General features: G+C 72.3%; 15 protein-coding genes. 10 read left to right on the top strand and 5 right to left on the bottom strand.

Going from position 1 to position 19745, the window contains the following annotated elements; translation table 11 throughout:
• From ACFC02_RS35700 to aroQ, 4 genes are all read left to right on the top strand, one after another.
• Nucleotides 1-1904, top strand: a 1904-nt coding sequence (locus ACFC02_RS35700; protein WP_376366252.1) for a TerD family protein, incomplete at its 5' end; no start/stop codon positions are given.
• 264 nt (nt 1905-2168) lie between these two features.
• Nucleotides 2169-3173, top strand: coding sequence for a TerC family protein (locus tag ACFC02_RS35695; RefSeq protein ID WP_376366250.1), 1005 nt, complete (start codon nt 2169-2171; stop codon nt 3171-3173).
• Between the two features lie 136 nt (nt 3174-3309).
• The gene (locus ACFC02_RS35690) at nt 3310-4410 is read left to right on the top strand and encodes a calcium:proton antiporter (protein WP_376366248.1); all 1101 of its coding nucleotides are present in this window, start codon (nt 3310-3312) and stop codon (nt 4408-4410) included.
• Nucleotides 4411-4533: 123 nt separating this feature from the next.
• Nucleotides 4534-5016: a type II 3-dehydroquinate dehydratase gene (gene aroQ, locus ACFC02_RS35685; protein ID WP_376366246.1), complete on the top strand. Its 483-nt coding sequence runs from the start codon at nt 4534-4536 to the stop codon at nt 5014-5016.
• Nucleotides 5017-5233: 217 nt separating this feature from the next.
• Here aroQ and ACFC02_RS35680 read toward each other — a convergent pair whose 3' ends face one another.
• Both ACFC02_RS35680 and ACFC02_RS35675 read right to left on the bottom strand, forming a co-directional pair.
• Nucleotides 5234-5890 (bottom strand): MBL fold metallo-hydrolase, encoded by a 657-nt coding sequence (locus tag ACFC02_RS35680; RefSeq protein WP_376366244.1) that lies wholly within the window; start codon nt 5888-5890, stop codon nt 5234-5236.
• 159 nt (nt 5891-6049) lie between these two features.
• Nucleotides 6050-6736 (bottom strand): maleylpyruvate isomerase family mycothiol-dependent enzyme, encoded by a 687-nt coding sequence (locus ACFC02_RS35675; protein WP_376366242.1) that lies wholly within the window; start codon nt 6734-6736, stop codon nt 6050-6052.
• A gap of 234 nt (nt 6737-6970) precedes the next feature.
• Here ACFC02_RS35675 and uvrA point away from each other — a divergent pair, with 234 nt between their 5' ends.
• A complete protein-coding gene (gene uvrA, locus ACFC02_RS35670) occupies nt 6971-9982 on the top strand; it encodes an excinuclease ABC subunit UvrA (RefSeq protein ID WP_376366240.1) in 3012 nt (1003 codons plus the stop codon).
• A gap of 185 nt (nt 9983-10167) precedes the next feature.
• On the opposite strand, the gene ACFC02_RS35665 is transcribed toward uvrA, so the two are convergent.
• Together ACFC02_RS35665 and ACFC02_RS35660 are read right to left on the bottom strand one after the other, a co-directional pair.
• On the bottom strand, nt 10168-11079 hold the full coding sequence (locus tag ACFC02_RS35665; RefSeq protein WP_376366238.1) for a carbohydrate kinase: 912 nt from the start codon (nt 11077-11079) through the stop codon (nt 10168-10170).
• The gene (locus ACFC02_RS35660) at nt 11076-12128 is read right to left on the bottom strand and encodes a LacI family DNA-binding transcriptional regulator (RefSeq protein WP_376366236.1); all 1053 of its coding nucleotides are present in this window, start codon (nt 12126-12128) and stop codon (nt 11076-11078) included. Before ACFC02_RS35660 ends, ACFC02_RS35665 begins: the two co-directional genes overlap by 4 nt.
• A gap of 307 nt (nt 12129-12435) precedes the next feature.
• Here ACFC02_RS35660 and ACFC02_RS35655 point away from each other — a divergent pair, with 307 nt between their 5' ends.
• On the top strand, nt 12436-12864 hold the full coding sequence (locus ACFC02_RS35655; protein WP_376366234.1) for a Rieske (2Fe-2S) protein: 429 nt from the start codon (nt 12436-12438) through the stop codon (nt 12862-12864).
• A gap of 40 nt (nt 12865-12904) precedes the next feature.
• On the opposite strand, the gene ACFC02_RS35650 is transcribed toward ACFC02_RS35655, so the two are convergent.
• Nucleotides 12905-13852 carry a hypothetical protein gene (locus ACFC02_RS35650; protein WP_376366232.1) on the bottom strand — a complete coding sequence of 316 codons (948 nt, stop codon included), beginning with the start codon at nt 13850-13852 and terminating at the stop codon, nt 12905-12907.
• A gap of 408 nt (nt 13853-14260) precedes the next feature.
• Between ACFC02_RS35650 and uvrC the strand changes: the two genes are divergently transcribed.
• From uvrC to whiA, 4 genes are read left to right on the top strand one after another with little or no spacing between them, the layout of a single operon-like run.
• Entirely contained in the window at nt 14261-16465 is a 2205-nt protein-coding gene (uvrC, locus tag ACFC02_RS35645) for an excinuclease ABC subunit UvrC (RefSeq protein WP_376366230.1), read from the top strand.
• A complete protein-coding gene (gene rapZ, locus ACFC02_RS35640) occupies nt 16462-17571 on the top strand; it encodes an RNase adapter RapZ (protein ID WP_376366228.1) in 1110 nt (369 codons plus the stop codon). Before uvrC ends, rapZ begins: the two co-directional genes overlap by 4 nt.
• Complete coding sequence (gene yvcK / locus ACFC02_RS35635) at nt 17568-18662, top strand: uridine diphosphate-N-acetylglucosamine-binding protein YvcK (protein WP_376366226.1); 1095 nt, start codon at nt 17568-17570, stop codon at nt 18660-18662. Before rapZ ends, yvcK begins: the two co-directional genes overlap by 4 nt.
• On the top strand, nt 18653-19642 hold the full coding sequence (whiA, locus tag ACFC02_RS35630; protein WP_376366224.1) for a DNA-binding protein WhiA: 990 nt from the start codon (nt 18653-18655) through the stop codon (nt 19640-19642). The genes yvcK and whiA overlap by 10 nt, the downstream gene beginning before the upstream one ends.
• The last annotated feature ends 103 nt before the right edge of the window (nt 19643-19745 follow it).

Below are 19745 nucleotides of genomic sequence, written 5' to 3'. Positions count from 1 at the left end.
GGGTGGCCCACCCCGGCGCCCCCGTGCTGCCCGGCCTGGAGGTCTCCCGACAGGCCGCCGCCGACCACCGGCTCGCTGTCGACCTGGACGCGGTGCCGGAGGCGGTGCATCGCGTCAACGTGCTCCTCATCCTGCCCGGCGGCGGCCGGGGACCGGCGCGGTTCGGGGCGGTCGCCGCCCCCTTCGCGGCCGTCACCGGCCTGGACGGCGCCGAACTCGTCAGCTTCACCCTCACCGGCCTGGACGCCGAGACGGCCGTGATCGCCCTGGAGCTCTACCGCCGACAGGACGCCTGGAAGGTCCGCGCCGTCGGGCAGGGCTACTCCGGTGGCCTCGCCGAGCTCCTCGCCGACCAGGGAGTCGGCCAGGCGCGCGAACTGGCGGACACCGTCGAGAAGGCGGTGGCCGGGGGCCTGGCCCGCTCGGTGGCGGCCCCTCCGCCGCGCACCGCGGACGGCAATGGCTCCCGGCAGACCACCGCACCGGCCGCGGGCGCGGGCCAGGGCGCCCCAGCGGCCTCCCCGGCCGCCGCCGATCCCGCACCCGCGCCCTCCTGCGGCGGCCATGCCTCCGGCGCCCCCCTGCAGTCGCCGTCCCCGGCCGGAGCCCCGCTGCCACGGACGGGCGGGGGCTCAACACCCGAGCCCCCGGCGGACCCCGAGCCGACGGCCCCCACGGGCGGCCCCATCGACTACAGCCACCCCCGTCGGCAGACGACGGCCCCGCCTCCACCGGCGCCCACCGCGCCCCCGGCCGCACCGGGACGGCCGGCGCAGCCCGTCGCGGGAGACGCGACCGGGTGGTCCATGGAGGAACGGCTCTACAACCAGGTCTGGGGCATGTTCGAGGACCTGGCCCGCACCGTGGCCGCCTACCGCAGCGCCGTCGACTTCGCCGACGCACGCCGGGACAAGGAGCTGGACCAGGCGCTGTCCGACCCGCGCAGCCGCATCGGCGGCCAGGGCGACGCGGCACGCGAGACGGCACGCGTCCGGCACGCCGAGCTGGTCGACCAGGCCAGGGCCGCCCTCGACCGTGACCTCGCCCAGCTCACCGTCGAGTCCGAGGTGGTCGAGCCCGCGCTGCCGACCGCGTACGCGGGCTGGGACAACCCGGTCTGGCTCGGGTACCGGGTACCGATGGAGATCCCGATGGCCGTACGCCTCGGCGACCTGCGACTGCCCGAGGCGCCCTCCCTGCGTATCCCCATGCTGGTCCGGCTGCCGCTGGAGCGCGGACTGTGGATCGACAGCGGTCGCTCCCGCGGGCCCGGCGGTGTGCTCACCGACGAGGCAGAGGCGCGGCGCCTGGCGATGGAGGCGGCCGTGGCGCACGCGGCCCGGCTGCTCGCCGTCTACCCGGCCGGCGAGTTCGGTGTGCACGTCATCGACCCGGCGGGTACGGCGGCAGGGACACTCGTGCCCCTGGTCGGCGCGGGCGTGCTCGCTACGCCGCCCGCGACCGGTGCCGCGGGCGTCACGGACGTCCTGGGCGAGCTCACCCAGCGGGTCGACCTGGTGCAGATGGCGGTGCGGGCCGGTGCCCCCGACTCGCTCCCACCGGGCCTCGACACGGCGGAACAACTGCTGATCGTCAACGACTTCCCGCACGGTTTCGACGACCGGGCCGTGACGCAGCTGCGTTATCTCGCGGACGAGGGCCCGGCGGTCGGGGTCCACCTGATGGTGGTCGCGGACCGCGAGGACGCCGCCGCCTACGGTCCGCTGCTCGATCCCCTGTGGCGTTCGCTGATGCGCCTCACCCCGGTTGCCGACGACCACCTCGCGGACCCGTGGGTGGGACACGCCTGGACGTACGAGCCACCGCTGGTGCCTCCGGGCAGTCAGGTGCTCCAGCGGGTTCTCACGCGGGTCGCCGCGGCCCGCCAGGACTGGAACCGGTGACCTGAGCGCCGAGCAGGCGTATGTCAAGCACAGGTAAAGAGCCTTTGAGCAGGCAACTTGATCTTTTCTTTGCCATCTACTTTACCTTTCCTTGGTGATTCGGGTACTGTTTTCCGTACGGAGGGGAGTACTCCCTGTCTGCTGCGGCGTACCCGTCAATACGGATCGGACCAGATCCCGGGGCGTCGGCCCGTCCCGGGTGGAAGAGACCTCCGGCAGCGACGACGCTGACTCATCTGCCCGTGACGCACCTGCGGAGGCGCAGTGGAAGTTTCGATCACCCTGTGGACCCTGACCATCGTCGGCCTGGCCGCGCTGATCGCGGTCGACTTCTTCATCGGCCGCAAACCTCATGACGTGTCCGTCAAGGAAGCCGGGGTCTGGACCATCGTCTGGATCGCCCTGGCCTGCCTCTTCGGGCTCGGGCTGTACCTCTTCGGCGGTGGGCAGCCGGCCGGCGAGTTCTTCGCGGGCTTCATCACCGAGAAGTCGCTGAGCGTCGACAACCTCTTCGTCTTCGTCCTGATCATGGCGAAGTTCGCCGTGCCGTCGCAGTACCAGCAGCGGGTGCTGCTCGTCGGCGTCCTCATAGCCCTGGTACTGCGGGCCGCCTTCATCGCCGCCGGCGCCGCCCTTCTCGCCGGCTTCTCGTGGGTGTTCTTCCTCTTCGGCGCGTTCCTCATCTGGACAGCCTGGAAGCTGATCAAGGAGGCCCGATCCGGCGGCGAGGACGAGGAGTTCGAGGAGAACAAGCTGCTCAAGGCCGCCGAGCGCCGCTTCGGCGTGGCCGACCGCTACCACGGCACCAAGCTGTGGATCCGGGACAACGGCAAGCGCGTGATGACGCCGATGCTGGTCGTCATGCTGGCCATCGGCACCACCGACGTGCTGTTCGCCCTCGACTCCATCCCCGCGATCTTCGGCCTCACCCAGGACCCGTACATCGTCTTCACCGCCAACGCCTTCGCGCTGATGGGGCTCAGGCAGCTGTACTTCCTGATAGGCGGCCTGCTGAAGAAGCTGGTCCACCTCTCCTACGGCCTGTCGGTCATCCTCGGATTCATCGGCGTCAAGCTCGTGCTGCACGCACTGCACGAGGCCGGTGTGCACGTCCCGGAGATCAGCATCCCGGTCTCCCTCGGCGTGATCTGCGCGGTCCTGGTCGTCACCACCGTCACCAGCCTGATGGCGACCAGGGGGCGGGCCGCGACGGAGGAGGTGCGAGAAGGGCAGGGCGACACCGAGCACAAGGACCGCGTCGATGCCTGACCGTCACACGGCCACGGGCTCGCGGCACGCGATCGGCCACGGGACCCCGCACCCGGACGGGGCGGGGACAGCGGGAGCCACCGCCCCGCCCGCCCACCGGAATGCGAACCCGCCGGGCCTCTGCGACGATCGCAGCATGATCACGCGGCTCAGGGGACTCGCCAGGGCGTGGACGACGGCGGTACCGGTGCTCGCGGTCGTCCTGCTGGGCCTCACCTGGGGACGGAGCCTGCCCGCAGCCGTGGTCGTGCTGGTGACGGTGGTGCTCGCCGGTGCGGTGCTCGCCGCGGTGCACCACGCCGAGGTGGTCGCCCACCGGGTCGGCGAACCCTTCGGCTCCCTGGTCCTGGCCATCGCCGTCACCGTCATCGAGGTCGCCCTCATCGTGACCCTCATGCTGGACGGCGGTGACAAGAGCGCGACCCTGGCCAGGGACACGGTGTTCGCAGCCGTCATGATCACCTGCAACGGCGTGGTCGGGCTCTGTCTGCTCGTCGGCTCGCTCCGGCACGGCACCGCCGTCTTCAACGCCGAGGGCACCGGCGCGGCGCTCGCCACCGTGGCCACCCTGGCCACCCTCAGCCTGGTCCTGCCGACGTTCACCACCAGCAAGCCAGGACCGGAGTTCTCCGGCGTGCAGCTCACCTTCGCCGCCCTGTCCTCACTGATCCTGTACGGCCTGTTCGTGACCACCCAGACGGTCCGGCATCGCGACTACTTCCTGCCCATCACCCGGCAGGGCGAGGTGATCACCGCCGACGACCACGCCGAGCGGCCCACCGCCCGCATGGCCTGGAGCAGCCTCGGCCTGCTGGGCCTCGCCCTGATCGGTGTGGTCGGACTGGCGAAGGGCGTCTCGCCGACCATCGAGTCCGGAGTGGCGTCCGCGGGGCTGCACCACGCGGTCGTCGGTGTGATCATCGCGTTGCTGGTGCTGCTGCCCGAGACCATCGCCGCCCTCCGCTCCGCCCGCCGCGACCGGGTGCAGACCAGCCTCAACCTCGCCCTGGGCTCCGCGATGGCCAGCATCGGCCTGACCATCCCGGCCGTCGCCCTGGCCTCCGTATGGCTCTCCGGGCCCCTGGTGCTCGGCCTGAGCTCCACCCACATGCTGCTGCTCCTGCTCACGGTGGTGGTCAGCTCGCTGACCGTGGTGCCGGGCCGGGCCACACCGCTCCAGGGCGGCGTCCACCTGGTGATCTTCGCGGCCTACCTGGAGCTGGCCATCAACCCCTAGGGACCTGTCCGGGCATCGACCAGGAGGGGCCCGCCCGGGGCCGTGCGACCGGTTCCCCGTGATAGACCGGGGGCCGGCGGCGGTCGCAGTCGATCGCCGCGCACCGACGGACCCGGAGGAACCGTGCCCCGCACTCTGGCCAACGCCCCGATCATGATCCTCAACGGCCCCAACCTGAACCTGCTCGGCCGACGGCAGCCGGAGATCTACGGCTCCGACACGCTCGCGGACGTGGAGACCCTGTGCGTGAAGACGGCGGCCGCGCGCGGCGGCACGGTGGACTTCCGGCAGTCCAACCACGAGGGGGAACTGGTCGACTGGATCCACGAGGCGCGGTCGCACCACTGCGGCATCGTGATCAACCCCGCCGCCTACTCGCACACCTCGGTGGCGATCCTGGACGCGCTCAACGCCTGCGACGGGATGCCGGTCGTGGAGGTCCACATCTCCAACGTCCACCGGCGCGAGTCCTTCCGGCACCACTCCTACGTCTCCCTGCGCGCCGACGGCGTCATCGCCGGCTGCGGAGTACAGGGCTACGCGTTCGCGGTGGAGCGGGTCGCGACGCTGGCCGCAGGGGCCGCCGGCGACGACGCCCAGGGATAGGCCCGGCCGCCCGCCGCGCCCCGGTGCCGTCCACGACGTGCCGGGGCCGCCGGTCGGGGCGGGACGAGGACCGGCGGCCCGTGCCGCGCAGGAGCCGTCTTCCTGAGCGGGGCTGGTCCCAGTGGACAGTCCGGCAGGCCGCTTCCGGGAGCGCACGCGCGCCTCCGGTGCGGGCGAAGGGTTCACACGGGGTGCGAATCCCTCGGGGAAGCGGGGGTCACCACCCGCGCGCGTGCCATTCGGGCAGGTGCGGGCGTTCGGCGCCCAGGGTGGTGTCGTTGCCGTGCCCCGGGTACACCCAGGTCTCGTCCGGCAGCGGTGCGAAGATCTTCGTCTCGACGTCGTGGATCAGGCTCGCGAACGCCTTCGGATTCTTGAAGGTGTTGCCCACACCGCCGGGAAAGAGGCAGTCGCCGGTGAACACGTGCGGATGCCCGTGCGGGTCGTCGTAGACCAGCGCGATGGAGCCCGGGGTGTGTCCGACGATGTGGCGGGCGGTGAGCCGCACGTGCCCCACGCTGATCGTGTCCCCGTCCCGCACGAGGACGTCGGTCGGCACGGGGATGCCCTCGGCGTCGTCCCGCCCCGCGTACGTACGCGCGCGCGTGGCCGCCACCACCTCGGCCAGCGCCTGCCAGTGGTCCGCGTGCCGGTGGGTGGTGACGACGGAGGTGATGCCGTCGTCACCGATCATGCCGAGCAGCGTGTGCGCGTCGTTGGCCGCGTCGATCAGCAACTGCTCGTCCGTGGCCCGGCAACGCAGCAGATAGGCGTTGTTGTCCATCCGGCCGACCGCGATCTTGGTGATCATCAGGTCTTTCAGCTCGTGCACGTCCGCCGGGCCGCCGACCGTCACCTCTCCGCTGTACGTCATGGCCGTCAGCCTATAGCCGCGAGCGGCGGTGGACCGCCGCAGGCGGAGGCAGCCGCGCCCGCCTGCGAACCGCGGGCAGCGCTCGGACGCCCGCGGGCAGCCGTGGCGGCTCACGCTGCCCACCACCGCCGCCCGGGCCGGGCCACCGTTCGCCGGCCGCTACAGGGGCGGCAGTACGGGCAGGGCGCCGCCCGCCACCGCGAGCGCGGCCCCGTCGCGCCGCCCGGCGAGCCAGCCGAGCAGGTCCGCCGGGCTTCCCGTGACGGTGACCGCCGGCTCGCCCTGCTCCCGGCCCGTGCTCCACGCGCGCGTGCCGTCCGTCAGCCGGGTCGCCGGCACGTCAAAACGGCCGGTGAACCGCCGGGCGAGGAAGGCGGTCTCCCGCTCCGTGAACTCCTGCGGCAGGTCCTCCAGCTCGTAGCCGATGCCGAGGTCGACGTGGTGCAGCTCGACCTCCGCCCAGCGGCGGAACGGTAGCTGGCAGGCGGTGTCGGTGACCCCGTTGCGCAACTCGACGGTCCGCGACCAGTCGGCCGGCGCCTCACCCGCCGCGCGGAAGCGGGCCGCGCTCTCGCGCAGGTCGGCGAGGTGCGCGTCGAGCCGGCGCGGGGCGTCGTGCTCGATGTCCGCGTCCCGCACCTCGGCGGAGACGTACATGGGACGGCCTTCGAGAACGTTGACGAGCGCGTCCGCGTTGCGGGAGAGGTGGGCGAGGACATGACCGCGGGTCCAGCCGGGCAGCCGTGACTGGTCGGTCACAGCCGCGTTGTCCAGTCTGCCGGCCGCGCTGAGCAGTCGTTCGGTGGCTTCCTGTACAGACGCGAGGTCACGCGCGTGATCCATCATGCGCCCGACCTTAGCGGCGCCACACCTTCGGGTGAAGGCGGCCGACCATGACCGCAAATCGAATGCACGTGCGATATCGTCGGCGGCGGCGTCGGGCATGCTGGAGAGCCGGGGATTGTTGAGTATCCGGGCGGATCCGGGAATCCCACCCGGCGTTGTCAGTGGCTCCCCCTAGTCTGAAGAAGCACGGGGGCCCCGCCCCTGTCACTTCTCTCAAGAAAGGTGCGGACCGGCGTGGCCGACCGTCTCATCGTCCGTGGCGCGCGCGAGCACAACCTGAAGAACGTGTCGCTCGACCTGCCTCGTGACTCGCTCATCGTCTTCACGGGCCTGTCCGGTTCGGGCAAGTCCTCCCTCGCCTTCGACACGATCTTCGCCGAGGGCCAGCGGCGCTACGTGGAGTCGCTCTCCTCGTACGCCCGCCAGTTCCTCGGTCAGATGGACAAGCCGGACGTCGACTTCATCGAGGGCCTCTCCCCGGCGGTCTCCATCGACCAGAAGTCGACCTCGCGCAACCCGCGCTCCACGGTAGGCACCATCACCGAGGTCTACGACTACCTGCGCCTGCTGTTCGCCCGCATCGGCAAGCCGCACTGCCCCGAGTGCGGCCGGCCGATCTCCCGGCAGTCGCCGCAGGCCATCGTCGACAGGGTCCTGGAGCTGCCGGAAGGCAGCCGCTTCCAGGTGCTCTCGCCGCTGGTGCGCGAACGCAAGGGCGAGTTCGTCGACCTCTTCGCCGACCTCCAGACCAAGGGCTACTCCCGCGCGCGCGTGGACGGCGAGACCGTCCAGCTCTCCAGCCCGCCCACGCTGAAGAAGCAGGAGAAGCACACCATCGAGGTGGTCGTCGACCGCCTCACGGTCAAGGACTCCGCCAAGCGCCGGCTGACCGACTCCGTGGAGACCGCGCTCGGCCTCTCCGGCGGCATGGTCGTGCTCGACTTCGTCGACCTCCCCGAGGACGACCCCGAGCGCGAGCGCATGTACTCCGAGCACCTGTACTGCCCGTACGACGACCTGTCCTTCGAGGAGATGGAGCCCCGCTCCTTCTCCTTCAACTCACCCTTCGGCGCCTGCCCCGAGTGCACCGGCATCGGCACGCGCATGGAGGTCGACCCCGAGCTGATCGTCCCCGACGAGGACAAGTCGCTCGACGAGGGCGCCATCCACCCCTGGTCGCACGGGCACACCAAGGACTACTTCGGCCGCCTGATCGGCGCCCTCGCCGACGCGCTGGGCTTCCGCACCGACATTCCCTTCGCCGGGCTGCCGCAGCGCGCCAAGAAGGCCCTGCTGTACGGCCACAAGACCCAGATCGAGGTCCGCTACCGCAACCGGTACGGACGCGAGCGCGTGTACACCACTCCCTTCGAGGGCGCTGTGCCCTTCGTCAAGCGCCGGCACAGCGAGGCCGAGAGCGACGCCAGCCGCGAGCGCTTCGAGGGGTACATGCGTGAGGTGCCCTGCCCCACCTGTGAGGGAACCCGCCTCAAGCCGGTCGTCCTCGCGGTCACGCTCATGGGCAAGTCGATCGCCGAGATCTCCGCGATGTCGATCAGCGACTGCGCGGACTTCCTGCGCGGACTCAAGCTCGACGCCCGCGACAAGAAGATCGCCGAGCGCGTCCTCAAGGAGGTCAACGAGCGGCTGCGCTTCCTGGTCGACGTCGGCCTGGACTACCTCTCGCTGAACCGCGCCGCCGGCACGCTTTCCGGCGGCGAGGCCCAGCGCATCCGCCTGGCCACCCAGATCGGCTCCGGCCTCGTCGGCGTCCTCTACGTCCTCGACGAGCCCTCCATCGGCCTGCACCAGCGCGACAACCACCGGCTGATCGAGACCCTGGTCCGGCTGCGCGACATGGGCAACACGCTCATCGTCGTCGAGCACGACGAGGACACCATCAAGGTCGCCGACTGGATCGTGGACATCGGTCCCGGCGCGGGCGAGCACGGCGGCAAGGTCGTGCACAGCGGCTCCCTGAAGGAGCTGCTCGCCAACGCCGAGTCGCAGACCGGTCAGTACCTGGCGGGCAAGAAGTCGATCCCGCTGCCCGACATCCGGCGACCGCTCGACCCCGCCCGGCAGCTCACGGTGCACGGCGCCCGGGAGAACAACCTCCAGGACATCGACGTGTCCTTCCCGCTGGGCGTCTTCACCGCCGTCACCGGCGTCTCCGGTTCCGGAAAGTCGACCCTGGTCAACGACATCCTCTACACCCATCTGGCCCGCGAGCTGAACGGCGCGCGCAACGTCCCCGGACGGCACACGCGCGTCGACGGCGACGACCTCGTCGACAAGGTCGTACACGTGGACCAGTCGCCCATCGGCCGCACCCCGCGGTCCAACCCGGCGACGTACACCGGTGTCTTCGACCACATCCGCAAGCTCTTCGCCGAGACCACCGAGGCCAAGGTCCGCGGCTACCTGCCCGGCCGCTTCTCCTTCAACGTCAAGGGCGGCCGCTGCGAGAACTGCGCGGGCGACGGCACCATCAAGATCGAGATGAACTTCCTCCCGGACGTCTACGTCCCGTGCGAGGTCTGCCACGGCGCCCGTTACAACCGGGAGACCCTGGAGGTCCACTACAAGGGCAAGTCCATCGCCGATGTGCTCAACATGCCGATCGAGGAGGCGACCGACTTCTTCGAGGCGGTCCCGGCGATCGCCCGGCACCTCAGGACCCTCAAGGACGTCGGCCTCGGCTACGTCCGGCTCGGCCAGTCGGCCACCACGCTGTCCGGCGGTGAGGCACAGCGCGTCAAGCTCGCCAGCGAGCTACAGCGCCGCTCCACCGGCCGCACGGTCTACGTCCTGGACGAGCCGACGACCGGACTCCACTTCGAGGACATCAGCAAACTGCTGAAGGTCCTCTCCGGTCTGGTCGACAAGGGCAACACGGTCATCGTCATCGAGCACAACCTCGACGTGATCAAGACCGCCGACTGGGTCGTCGACATGGGCCCGGAGGGAGGCGCCGGCGGTGGTCTCGTCGTCGCCGAGGGCACGCCCGAGCAGGTGGCCGGGGTCCCGGCCAGCCACACCGGCAAGTTCCTGCGGGAGATCCTGGGCGCGGACCGGATCAGCGACGCGGAGCCGGTGAAGGCCCCGCGCCGGACCGCCGCCAAGAAGGCGGTGGCAGCCGCGTCGACGGCCCGGAAGACGGCCACCGCAAGGACGGCGGCCGGTGGCGCGGCGAGTAAGAAGGCCGCGCCCGCGAAGAAGACCACGCGGGCCCGCAAGGCCTGAGGCACGCGCGGCCACCACAGCCGCCGCACCCGGCCACCCCAGCAGGCGCCCCGCGGGACCACCCTCGGGGCGTCTGCCCGTACCCCCGCTCCGCCCACCACCCACCGGCTGCCCGTGCCGCCGGACCGCTGGGCATCGCGACCCCCGGCCCGGCCACGCCCCCGGCCCGTGTGCCGCCGGACCGCCTAGACCTCGCCCACTTCCGACGCGTACGGCGGTTCCGCGCCCGCGCGCGAGCAGGTGATCGCCGCCGCGCGGGCCGCGAACCGCAGCAACGCGGTCCAGCCGGCCGCGCCGAGCCCCGCGAGTCCCTGCGGGGACAGCGCGTCACGCACGGCCAGGCCGTGCAGCAGAGCCGCGTTCACGGTGTCGCCCGCGCCGATCGTGTCGACGACCGTCACCTTCTCACCCGGAACCGAATGCTCCCCGCCGTCACGGGTGTGCACGGTGAGTCCGTCGCCGCCATGGGTGATGACGACGGCCGCGGGCCCGGCGGCCAGCCACTCGCGTGGTGTACCGCCCAGCCACCGGGCGTCCTCCTCGGAGAGCTTCAGCAGCGACACCGAGGGCAGCCAGCCACGGAAACGCGCCCGGTAGGCGTCCGCGTCCGGGATCAGCCCGGCCCGGATGTTCGGATCCAGCGCTGTGAACACGCCCGCGACGGCAGCGGCCCGCAACAGCCCCTCGTAGGCACTCGCGCCCGGCTCCAGGACGAGCGAACAGGTACCGAAGGAGACCGCGCGCGTTCCGGCGGGCAGCGCGGCGGGGGCGGTGAACAGACGGTCGGCGGTGCCGTCGACGTAGAACGAGTACGCGGCCGAGCCGTCCGTGCCGACCGTCGCGACCGCCAGCGTCGTCGGCTCGCTGCCGCGCTGTACGCCCGAGACATCCACCCCGGCCTTGCGCAGCCCCTCCAGCAGGGCCTCACCGAAGGCGTCGTCCGAGGTACGGGAGCAGAAAGCGGTGGGGGAGCCGAGGCGGCCGAGGGCGACGGCCGTGTTGTAGGGGCCGCCGCCGAGCGCCGGCTTGAGGTCGGCGAGGGCACCCGCGCCCTGCGGTACCAGGTCGATCAGGGCCTCACCGGCGACGACGATCACGAGTCGGTTCCTTCCTCGGGCTGGGCGGGGCAACCGCAGGACGTGCGGTGGACGAACGTGCACGGCAGACGCACCGTGCGGGCGGGCCGGTCGGGCGCGGCCAGGCGGTCGAGGAGCAGTTGGACCGACCGGGCGCCCAGCTCCCTGCCGGGCTGGGCGATCGCCGTCAGCCGGGGAGAGAACAGGTCGGCCCAGTCGAAGTCGTCGAAGCAGCACAGCGCGATGTCCCCGGGCACGGACAGGTCCAGCTCACGCAGCGCCCGCAGGGCGCCGATGGTCATCGCGTTGTTGGCCGTGACCAGTGCCGTGGGCGGTACGGCGAGGGCGAGCAGGGCGGCGGTGGCGCGTTGAGCGCCCTCCGCGGCGGAGTCTCCGTGCACCACGAGCCGTTCGTCGTGGGGGAGTCCGGCGGCGGCCAGGCCGTGGCGGTAGCCGGTGATCCGTTCCCGGGTCGTGCTCAGTCCGGGCAGACCCGCGACCAGGCCGATCCGGCGGTGGCCGAGACCGGCGAGGTGCCCGACGAGCCGTGCGGTCGGTTCGGCGCTGTCGGCGCAGACCTGGTCGAAGTGTGGCGCCTCGCTGCTTGCGGTCTCCGGCCCGGTGCGGACCAAGCGGTCCAGGAACACGGTGGGTACGGCGTGCCGCGTGAGGTAGGCGACGAGGCCGTGGGGGCGGGCGGAGGCGGCGACGATCATGCCGTCCACGCGGCGCTCGTGCAGGAGCTGGGCCACCTTGCGCTCGTGCGCCGGGTCGTCGTGCGGGTCCGCGATGAGCAGGCTGTAGCCCTGTTCCAGGGCGCCGGCCTCGACCCCCTGGAGTATCTCCGTGAAGTACGGGTTGCTGATGGCGGACACCGCGAGCCCGATGGACCGGGTCCGGGCGGTGACCAGGGAGCGGGCGAGACCGTTGGGCGTGTAGCCGAGCTGTTCCACGGCGTCGAGCACCGCCTGGCGGGTGTGCGGCAGCACGGGCCGGGTGCCGTTCAGCACGTGCGAGACGGTCGCCACGGAGACCCCGGCGCTCCGTGCGACATCGGCCATGGTCGGCATCGTGTCCCCTCTCCGAGCGGCCTGCCGGCAGCCCGTGGCCGGGACCGTACCGCATCACCGGGCTCGCGTAAACGCTTGCGCAAGCGTTTACGCCAGGGTTTGCGCCGCCACCGCCCGCCCCTGTCCGTCCCTTCCTCGACCCGTCCCCTCGTGCCCGTCCGGGCCCGCACCCCGACCTGTCACGCCGCTCCACCGCCCGTCCCACCGCCCGCTCCACCGCCCGTCCCACCGCCCGCCCCGCCGCCCGCCCGAGCGGGCGCGGTCGGTATCGTCGGCCGTGCACAGCCCTCCGACCAGGGGAGTCCCCATGTCAGGCCGTCCCTCCGCGCGCCGCCGCACGATCCTGCGGACGGCGGCCGTCACTCCCGTCGCGGGGCTCGGGCTCGCCGCCTGCGGGCCCGAAGGCGGCGGTGCCGCGGCGCCCGCGACCCCGACGGCACCGGTCGACCTCGGTGCCGAGAGCGAGATCCCCAAGGGCGGCGCCAAGCTGTTCCGGGACCACAACGTGGTCGTCAGCAAGGGCGGTGACGGCTCGCTGAAGGCGTTCAGCACCATCTGCACCCACGCGGGATGCGCGATCAACAAGCTGGAGGGCACGACACTGATGTGCCCCTGCCACGGCAGTCAGTTCGACGCCGCCACCGGCAAGGTGGTGCAGTCCCCGGCCACCGAGCCGCTGGCCGAGCTTCCGGTCCGCGCCGAGGGCGGCAAGATCGTCGCGGGGCCCGGCGCCTGACCGCGCACCCCGGCAGCGCCCCCGGCCGCACCCCGGCCGGTCATTCCCAGTCCCAGGCGATCCCCACGATCCCCGGGCGGACCCGCGGCTCGACGAGATGGACCGAACGGTGCCGCGGGCTCACCGCCAGCTCCTGGCGACCGCCGCGCGGAGCCGCCGCCGACTGCTGGGTGAACCGGTGGCAGCGCACCGGAAGCGCGCCGGCGTCGAACCGCACCTGGAGGGCGTACTGCCCACCGGCCGAGTCGAAGGCCCTCGGGTACTCGCGGGACACGCCGGCCGTGCCGTCCTCGACGCCGTAGCGGAAGAGGAACGTGTCACCGGCACGCAACCGGGTGTCGAAGAGGAACTCGGCCACGAGCAGGCCCGTGCCGTGGTCGCGGCGCACGCGCCCGGCGCGGCAGTTCTCCAGCGCGTGCACGCTCATCGACTCCGGTGCGCACTCCGTGTCGCCCTGGTGCACGGCCACGAAGCGGTCCACGCCGTCCCGGTGGGCGCGCACGATGTGCTGCGACTCGCGCCCGGCCAGTTCCCGGCGTGCCCCGAGCCGTATGCGCTCGTGGTGGCCGAGGGTCTGCAGACCGCTGTCGGGCGGGGCGTCCAGTTCGGTCAGCAGCCGGCGCAGGGCGTCCGACGTCTCGACGAGGGAACGGTAGGAGCGCCCGCCCGACGGCCGGGCGAGGGCGGGTTCCGCGGTCTCGGCCAGCAGGCGGATCAGCGACTCGTCCGGCAGCCGCAGGATCTCCTCCAGGGCCCGCACGGCCCGCAGCGACTCCGGACGCTGGGGACGCCGGGCGCCCTGCTGCCAGTAGCTCAGGCTGGTGACCCCGACCCTGACGCCGTGGCGGGACAGGTGGTGCTGCACGCGCTGCAGGGGCAGCCCACGGGCGGCGATCGCGGCGCGCAGCGCCACGTGGAACGGACCGCCCCGCAGGGCCGTGTCCAGTTCCACGGTGGCGATGTCCGCCTGCTGGGTGGCGTGCGGCATGCACGGGCCTCTCTGTGAAAGGTGCACAACGGCTGGTCAGACCGTTCACGCGGACCGCCGGGGACCGCCCGCGAGCGGGAGCACGGGGAGCCGTTTCGCCTCCGTGCAGGCCCGCATGCCGTCGTCCGCGGCCCCGACGTCCCCCGCATTGAAGCGTGTTGACCAAGCCCCGACAACACCTGCGACCCGGCGGAAGGCACACCTGGCCGAGTCCGCACCTTTGCGCCAGGCCGGGTCCGCACCTCCGCGCCGGCCCGGAGAGGCACCTCCGTGCCAGGCCCCGCACCGTGTGAAGACGCCTGGTCACAACAGGTAGTCGTACGTCTGTCCACCCCGTGCCGCCGCGCGGCCGTGGGGGTTGTCCACAGGCTCACCGCCCTGTCACACCGCGCCAGTAGGGTGTGAGACATGGCCGACCCCTCCAGCTACCGCCCCAAGCCGGGAGAGATCCCGGACTCTCCCGGGGTGTACAAGTTCCGCGACGAGCACCGCCGGGTGATCTACGTCGGAAAGGCGAAGAGCCTGCGCCAGCGCCTGGCGAACTACTTCCAGGACCTGGCGAACCTCCACCCGCGCACCCGCACCATGGTGACCACGGCCGCCTCCGTGGAGTGGACCGTGGTGTCCACCGAGGTCGAGGCGCTCCAGCTGGAGTACTCCTGGATCAAGGAGTTCGACCCCCGGTTCAACGTCAAGTACCGCGACGACAAGAGCTACCCCTACCTCGCGGTGACGATGAACGAGGAGTTCCCGCGCGTCCAGGTCATGCGCGGCCACAAGAAGAAGGGCGTGCGCTACTTCGGGCCGTACGGGCACGCGTGGGCCATCCGCGACACCGTCGACCTGCTGCTGCGTGTCTTCCCCGTCCGCACCTGCTCGGCCGGCGTGTTCAAGAACGCCGCCCGCACCGGCCGCCCCTGCCTGCTCGGTTACATCGGCAAGTGCTCCGCGCCCTGCGTCGGCCGGATCTCCGCCGAGGACCACCGGGAACTGGCCGAGGAGTTCAGCGACTTCATGGCCGGCCGCACGGGCACCTATCTGCGCCGCCTCGAGCAGCGGATGACGGAGGCGGCCGAGGAGATGGAGTACGAGCGGGCCGCCCGCCTGCGCGACGACATCGGGGCCCTGAAGAAGGCCATGGAGAAGAACGCCGTCGTGCTCGCCGACGCGACCGACGCCGACCTCATCGCCGTCGCCGAGGACGAGCTGGAGGCCGCCGTGCAGATCTTCCACGTGCGCGGAGGGCGCGTGCGAGGCCAGCGTGGCTGGGTCACCGACAAGGTGGAGGAGGTCACCACCGGCGCCCTCGTCGAGCATGCCCTGCAGCAGCTGTACGGCGAGGAGAGCGGGGACGCCGTTCCCAAGGAGGTCCTCGTACCGGCCCTGCCCGACCCGGTCGAACCGGTCCAGCAGTGGCTCACCGACCGCCGTGGCGCGGGCGTGTCCCTGCGCATCCCGCAGCGCGGTGACAAGAAGGCTCTCATGGAGACCGTGCAGCGCAACGCCCTGCAGGCGCTCGCGCTGCACAAGACCAAGCGGGCCTCCGACCTGACGACCCGCTCGCGCGCGCTGGAGGAGATCGCCGACGCCCTCGGCCTGGACAGCGCCCCGCTGCGCATCGAGTGCTACGACATCTCCCACCTCCAGGGCGACGACGTGGTGGCCTCCATGGTCGTCTTCGAGGACGGGCTCCAGCGCAAGGGCGAGTACCGGCGCTTCCAGATCAAGGGCTTCGAGGGGCAGGACGACGTCCGCTCCATGCACGAGGTGATCACCCGCCGCTTCCGGCGCTACCTGGCGGAGAAGGAGCGCACCGGAGAGTGGACCGACGGCGAGGAGGCCGCCGTGCCCGACGGGACGGCAGCCGCGCCCCCCGGGACAGCGGCGCTCCCGTCGGCCGGCCCCGCCGTCGACGGCTCGCCCGCCGGAGCATCCGAAGCGGCACCCGGCGACGCGGTCGACAGCCCGTCCGACGCCCTGGTGGACGGGCCGGCCGATGGCTTCACCGAGGACGACGGGCGCCCCAAGCGGTTCGCCTACCCGCCGCAGCTCGTCGTCGTCGACGGCGGACAGCCGCAGGTCGCCGCCGCCCAGCGGGCCCTGGACGAGCTGGGCATCGACGACATCGCGGTGTGCGGGCTGGCCAAGCGCCTGGAGGAGGTGTGGCTGCCCGGCGAGGACGACCCGGTGGTCCTGCCCCGCAGCAGCGAGGGGCTGTACCTGCTGCAGCGCGTCCGTGACGAGGCCCACCGCTTCGCCATCACCTACCAGCGCACCAAACGGGCCAAGCGCTTCAGGGCCGGCCCCCTGGACGACGTGCCCGGTCTGGGCGAGACGCGCAAGCGGGCCCTGCTCAAGCATTTCGGTTCGGTGAAGAGGCTGCGGTCCGCCACAATCGACCAGATCTGCGAGGTACCCGGCATAGGCCGCAAGACGGCCGAGACGATCGCCGTGGCACTGTCCCAGGCGGCCCCGGCCGCACCCGCCGTGAACACGGCGACCGGAGAGATCATGGAAGACGTGGAAGAGACGGCGCCCGAGACGACGGCGGGCACCGCAGGGGAGCCCGTGCCCACGGGCGCCCCGACCGAACGACGGGGGCAGGAGACATGACCGAGCACGAGACGCAGCCCGCAGCACCACGAGATCAGGCACCCGGGCCACGACGGGATCACGACCCCGCCGCGCAACCCGACCGGGCCCGCACGGCGTCCCGACAGCAGACACCCGCGCGAACGCAGGCGGACCCGCACGAGGACGCCGGCGCGGACACGCACGAGGACCGGACGCAGCACCCGGTCCAGGAACACGGAGCACAGGTGAGTACGGGCATCGACACGGCAGGCGTCCCCGACGCGGCCATCCCCGAACTGGTGATCATCTCCGGCATGTCGGGGGCCGGCCGCTCGACGGCCGCCAAGTGCCTGGAGGACCTCGGCTGGTTCGTCGTCGACAACCTGCCGCCCGCGCTGATCCCCACCATGGTGGAGCTGGGCGCGCGCTCGCAGGGCAACGTCGCGCGCATCGCGGTCGTCGTCGACGTCCGCGGCCGCCGCTTCTTCGACAACCTCCGCGAATCCCTGGCCGACCTGGAGGCACGCGACGTCACGCGACGGATCGTCTTCCTGGAGTCCTCCGACGAGGCCCTGGTGCGCCGCTTCGAGTCGGTGCGCCGCCCCCACCCCCTCCAGGGCGACGGCCGGATCGTCGACGGCATCGCCGCCGAGCGGGAACTGCTGCGCGAACTGCGCGGCGACGCCGACCTCGTCATCGACACCTCCAGCCTCAACGTCCACGAACTGCGCGCCAAGATGGACGCCCGGTTCGCGGGCGAGGAGGAGCCCGAGCTGCGGGCCACCGTGATGTCCTTCGGGTTCAAGTACGGCCTCCCGGTCGACGCCGACCTGGTCGCCGACATGCGCTTCCTGCCCAACCCGCACTGGGTGCCGGAGCTGCGCCCGTACACCGGCCTCAACGAGGAGGTCGCCGGGTACGTCTTCAACCAGCCCGGCGCCAAGGAGTTCCTGGACCGCTACGCCGAACTGCTGCGGCTCGTCGCGGCCGGCTACCGCCGCGAGGGCAAGCGGTACGTGACCATCGCCATCGGCTGCACGGGCGGCAAGCACCGCTCGGTGGCCATGTCGGAGAAGCTTGCCGCACGACTGGCGGCCGAGGGCGTGGAGACCGTCGTCGTCCACCGGGACATGGGGCGCGAGTGAGTGGACGTACGCCGAGGCTGAGCAGACTGCGCCGCGTGGTCCCCGAGGGGCGCGCGGCACGTCTGGCGGCCGAGGGGCAGGCCGGCCGGCCCGCCGAGGCCCGAGGCGCCCGGCCGCGCCGCCGGGGTGCCCAGCCCAAGGTGGTCGCCCTCGGCGGCGGCATGGGCCTGTCCGCCTCGCTCGCCGCGCTGCGCCGCATCACCGGCGACCTCACCGCCGTCGTCACCGTGGCCGACGACGGCGGCTCCAGCGGGCGCCTGCGCGACGAACTGGGTGTTCTGCCGCCCGGCGACCTGCGCAAGGCGCTGGCGGCGCTGTGCGGCGACGACGACTGGGGCCAGACCTGGGCCCGTGTCATCCAGCACCGCTTCACCTCCCAGGGCGACCTGCACGACCACGCGGTCGGCAACCTGCTGATCGTCGCCCTGTGGGAGCAACTCGGCGACCACGTCCAGGCCCTCGACCTGGTCGGCAAGCTCCTGGGCGCGCACGGACGCGTGCTGCCCATGTCCGCCGTACCTCTGGAGTTGCAGGCCCTGGTCAAGGGGCACGACCCGGACCGGCCCGACGATGTCGACACGGTCCGCGGCCAGGCGACCGTCGCGCTCACCCCGGGCGAGGTGCAGTCCGTGCACCTCGTGCCGCACGACCCGCCCGCCGTGCCCGAGGCCGTCGCGGCGGTCCTGGACGCGGACTGGGTGGTGCTCGGCCCCGGCTCGTGGTTCTCCTCGGTCATCCCGCACCTGCTCGTGCCCCAGCTCCTCGACGCGCTCACCGAGACGAAGGCGCGCCGGGTGCTCTCCTTGAACCTCGCCCCGCAACCGGGAGAAACCGCCGGCTTCTCCCCGCAGCGTCATTTGGAGGTTTTGGGACGACACGCCCCTAAACTCGCCCTGGACGTGGTGCTCGCCGACGAGGCCGCCGTGCCCGACCGCGAAGTCCTCACCGAGGCCGCCAAGCGGTTCGGCGCCGCGGTCGAGCTGGCGCCGGTTGCCCGGAGGGACGGAACTCCGCGGCATGACCCGGAGCTGCTGGCCGCCGCGTACGACCGTATTTTTCGGATGCATGGAAGGATCGGCCCATGGCGATGACGGCAGCGGTGAAGGACGAGATCTCCCGGCTCCCCGTCACCCGGACCTGCTGCAGGAAGGCGGAGGTCTCCGCCGTTCTGCGGTTCGCCGGAGGCCTCCACCTGGTCAGCGGGCGCATCGTGATCGAGGCGGAACTGGACACCGCGATGGCGGCGCGGCGCCTAAAGCGGGACATCCTGGAGATCTTCGGGCACAGCTCGGAGCTGATCGTGATGGCGCCGGGTGGCCTGCGCCGCGGCTCGCGCTACGTGGTCCGGGTCGTCGCGGGCGGCGACCAGCTGGCCCGCCAGACCGGTCTGGTCGACGGCCGGGGCCGTCCGATCCGCGGTCTGCCGCCGCAGGTGGTCTCGGGGGCCACCTGCGACGCGGAGGCCGCCTGGCGCGGGGCGTTCCTCGCGCACGGCTCGCTCACCGAGCCCGGCCGCTCCTCGTCCCTGGAGGTGACCTGCCCGGGTCCGGAGGCCGCGCTCGCCCTCGTCGGCGCCGCCCGCAGACTGTCCATCGCCGCCAAGGCCCGCGAGGTGCGCGGGGTGGACCGGGTGGTCGTCCGTGACGGTGACGCGATCGGCGCGCTGTTGACGCGACTGGGCGCCCACGAGTCCGTACTGGCCTGGGAGGAGCGGCGGATGCGCCGCGAGGTCCGCGCCACAGCGAACCGGCTGGCCAACTTCGACGACGCCAACCTGCGCCGCTCGGCCCGCGCGGCGGTCGCCGCCGGCGCCCGGGTGCAGCGCGCGCTGGAGATCCTCGGGGACGACGTGCCCGAGCACCTGGCGGCGGCGGGACGTCTGCGCATGGAGCACAAGCAGGCCTCCCTGGAGGAGTTGGGCGCGCTCGCCGACCCGCCGCTGACCAAGGACGCCGTCGCGGGCCGCATCCGCCGGCTGCTGGCCATGGCCGACAAGCGCGCCTGCGACCTGGGCGTCCCGGGCACGGAGGCCAACCTCAGCGAGGAGCTGGCGGACAACCTCGCGGGCTGACCGGACGGCTTCGCCGGGGCGGGAGAGCGCCGTACGCGACAAGTGAGCCGGGGGCTGCACGAACGGGTGAGGAATGCGGTCCCCGCGTCCGGACCTGTCGCTG

The sequence above is a fragment of the Streptomyces sp. NPDC056160 genome (assembly GCF_042268205.1).
Classification (GTDB): Bacteria; Actinomycetota; Actinomycetes; order Streptomycetales; family Streptomycetaceae; genus Streptomyces.
Note: the sequence above shows the minus strand (reverse complement) of the source record. Positions and strands in the feature narration are given on the sequence as shown.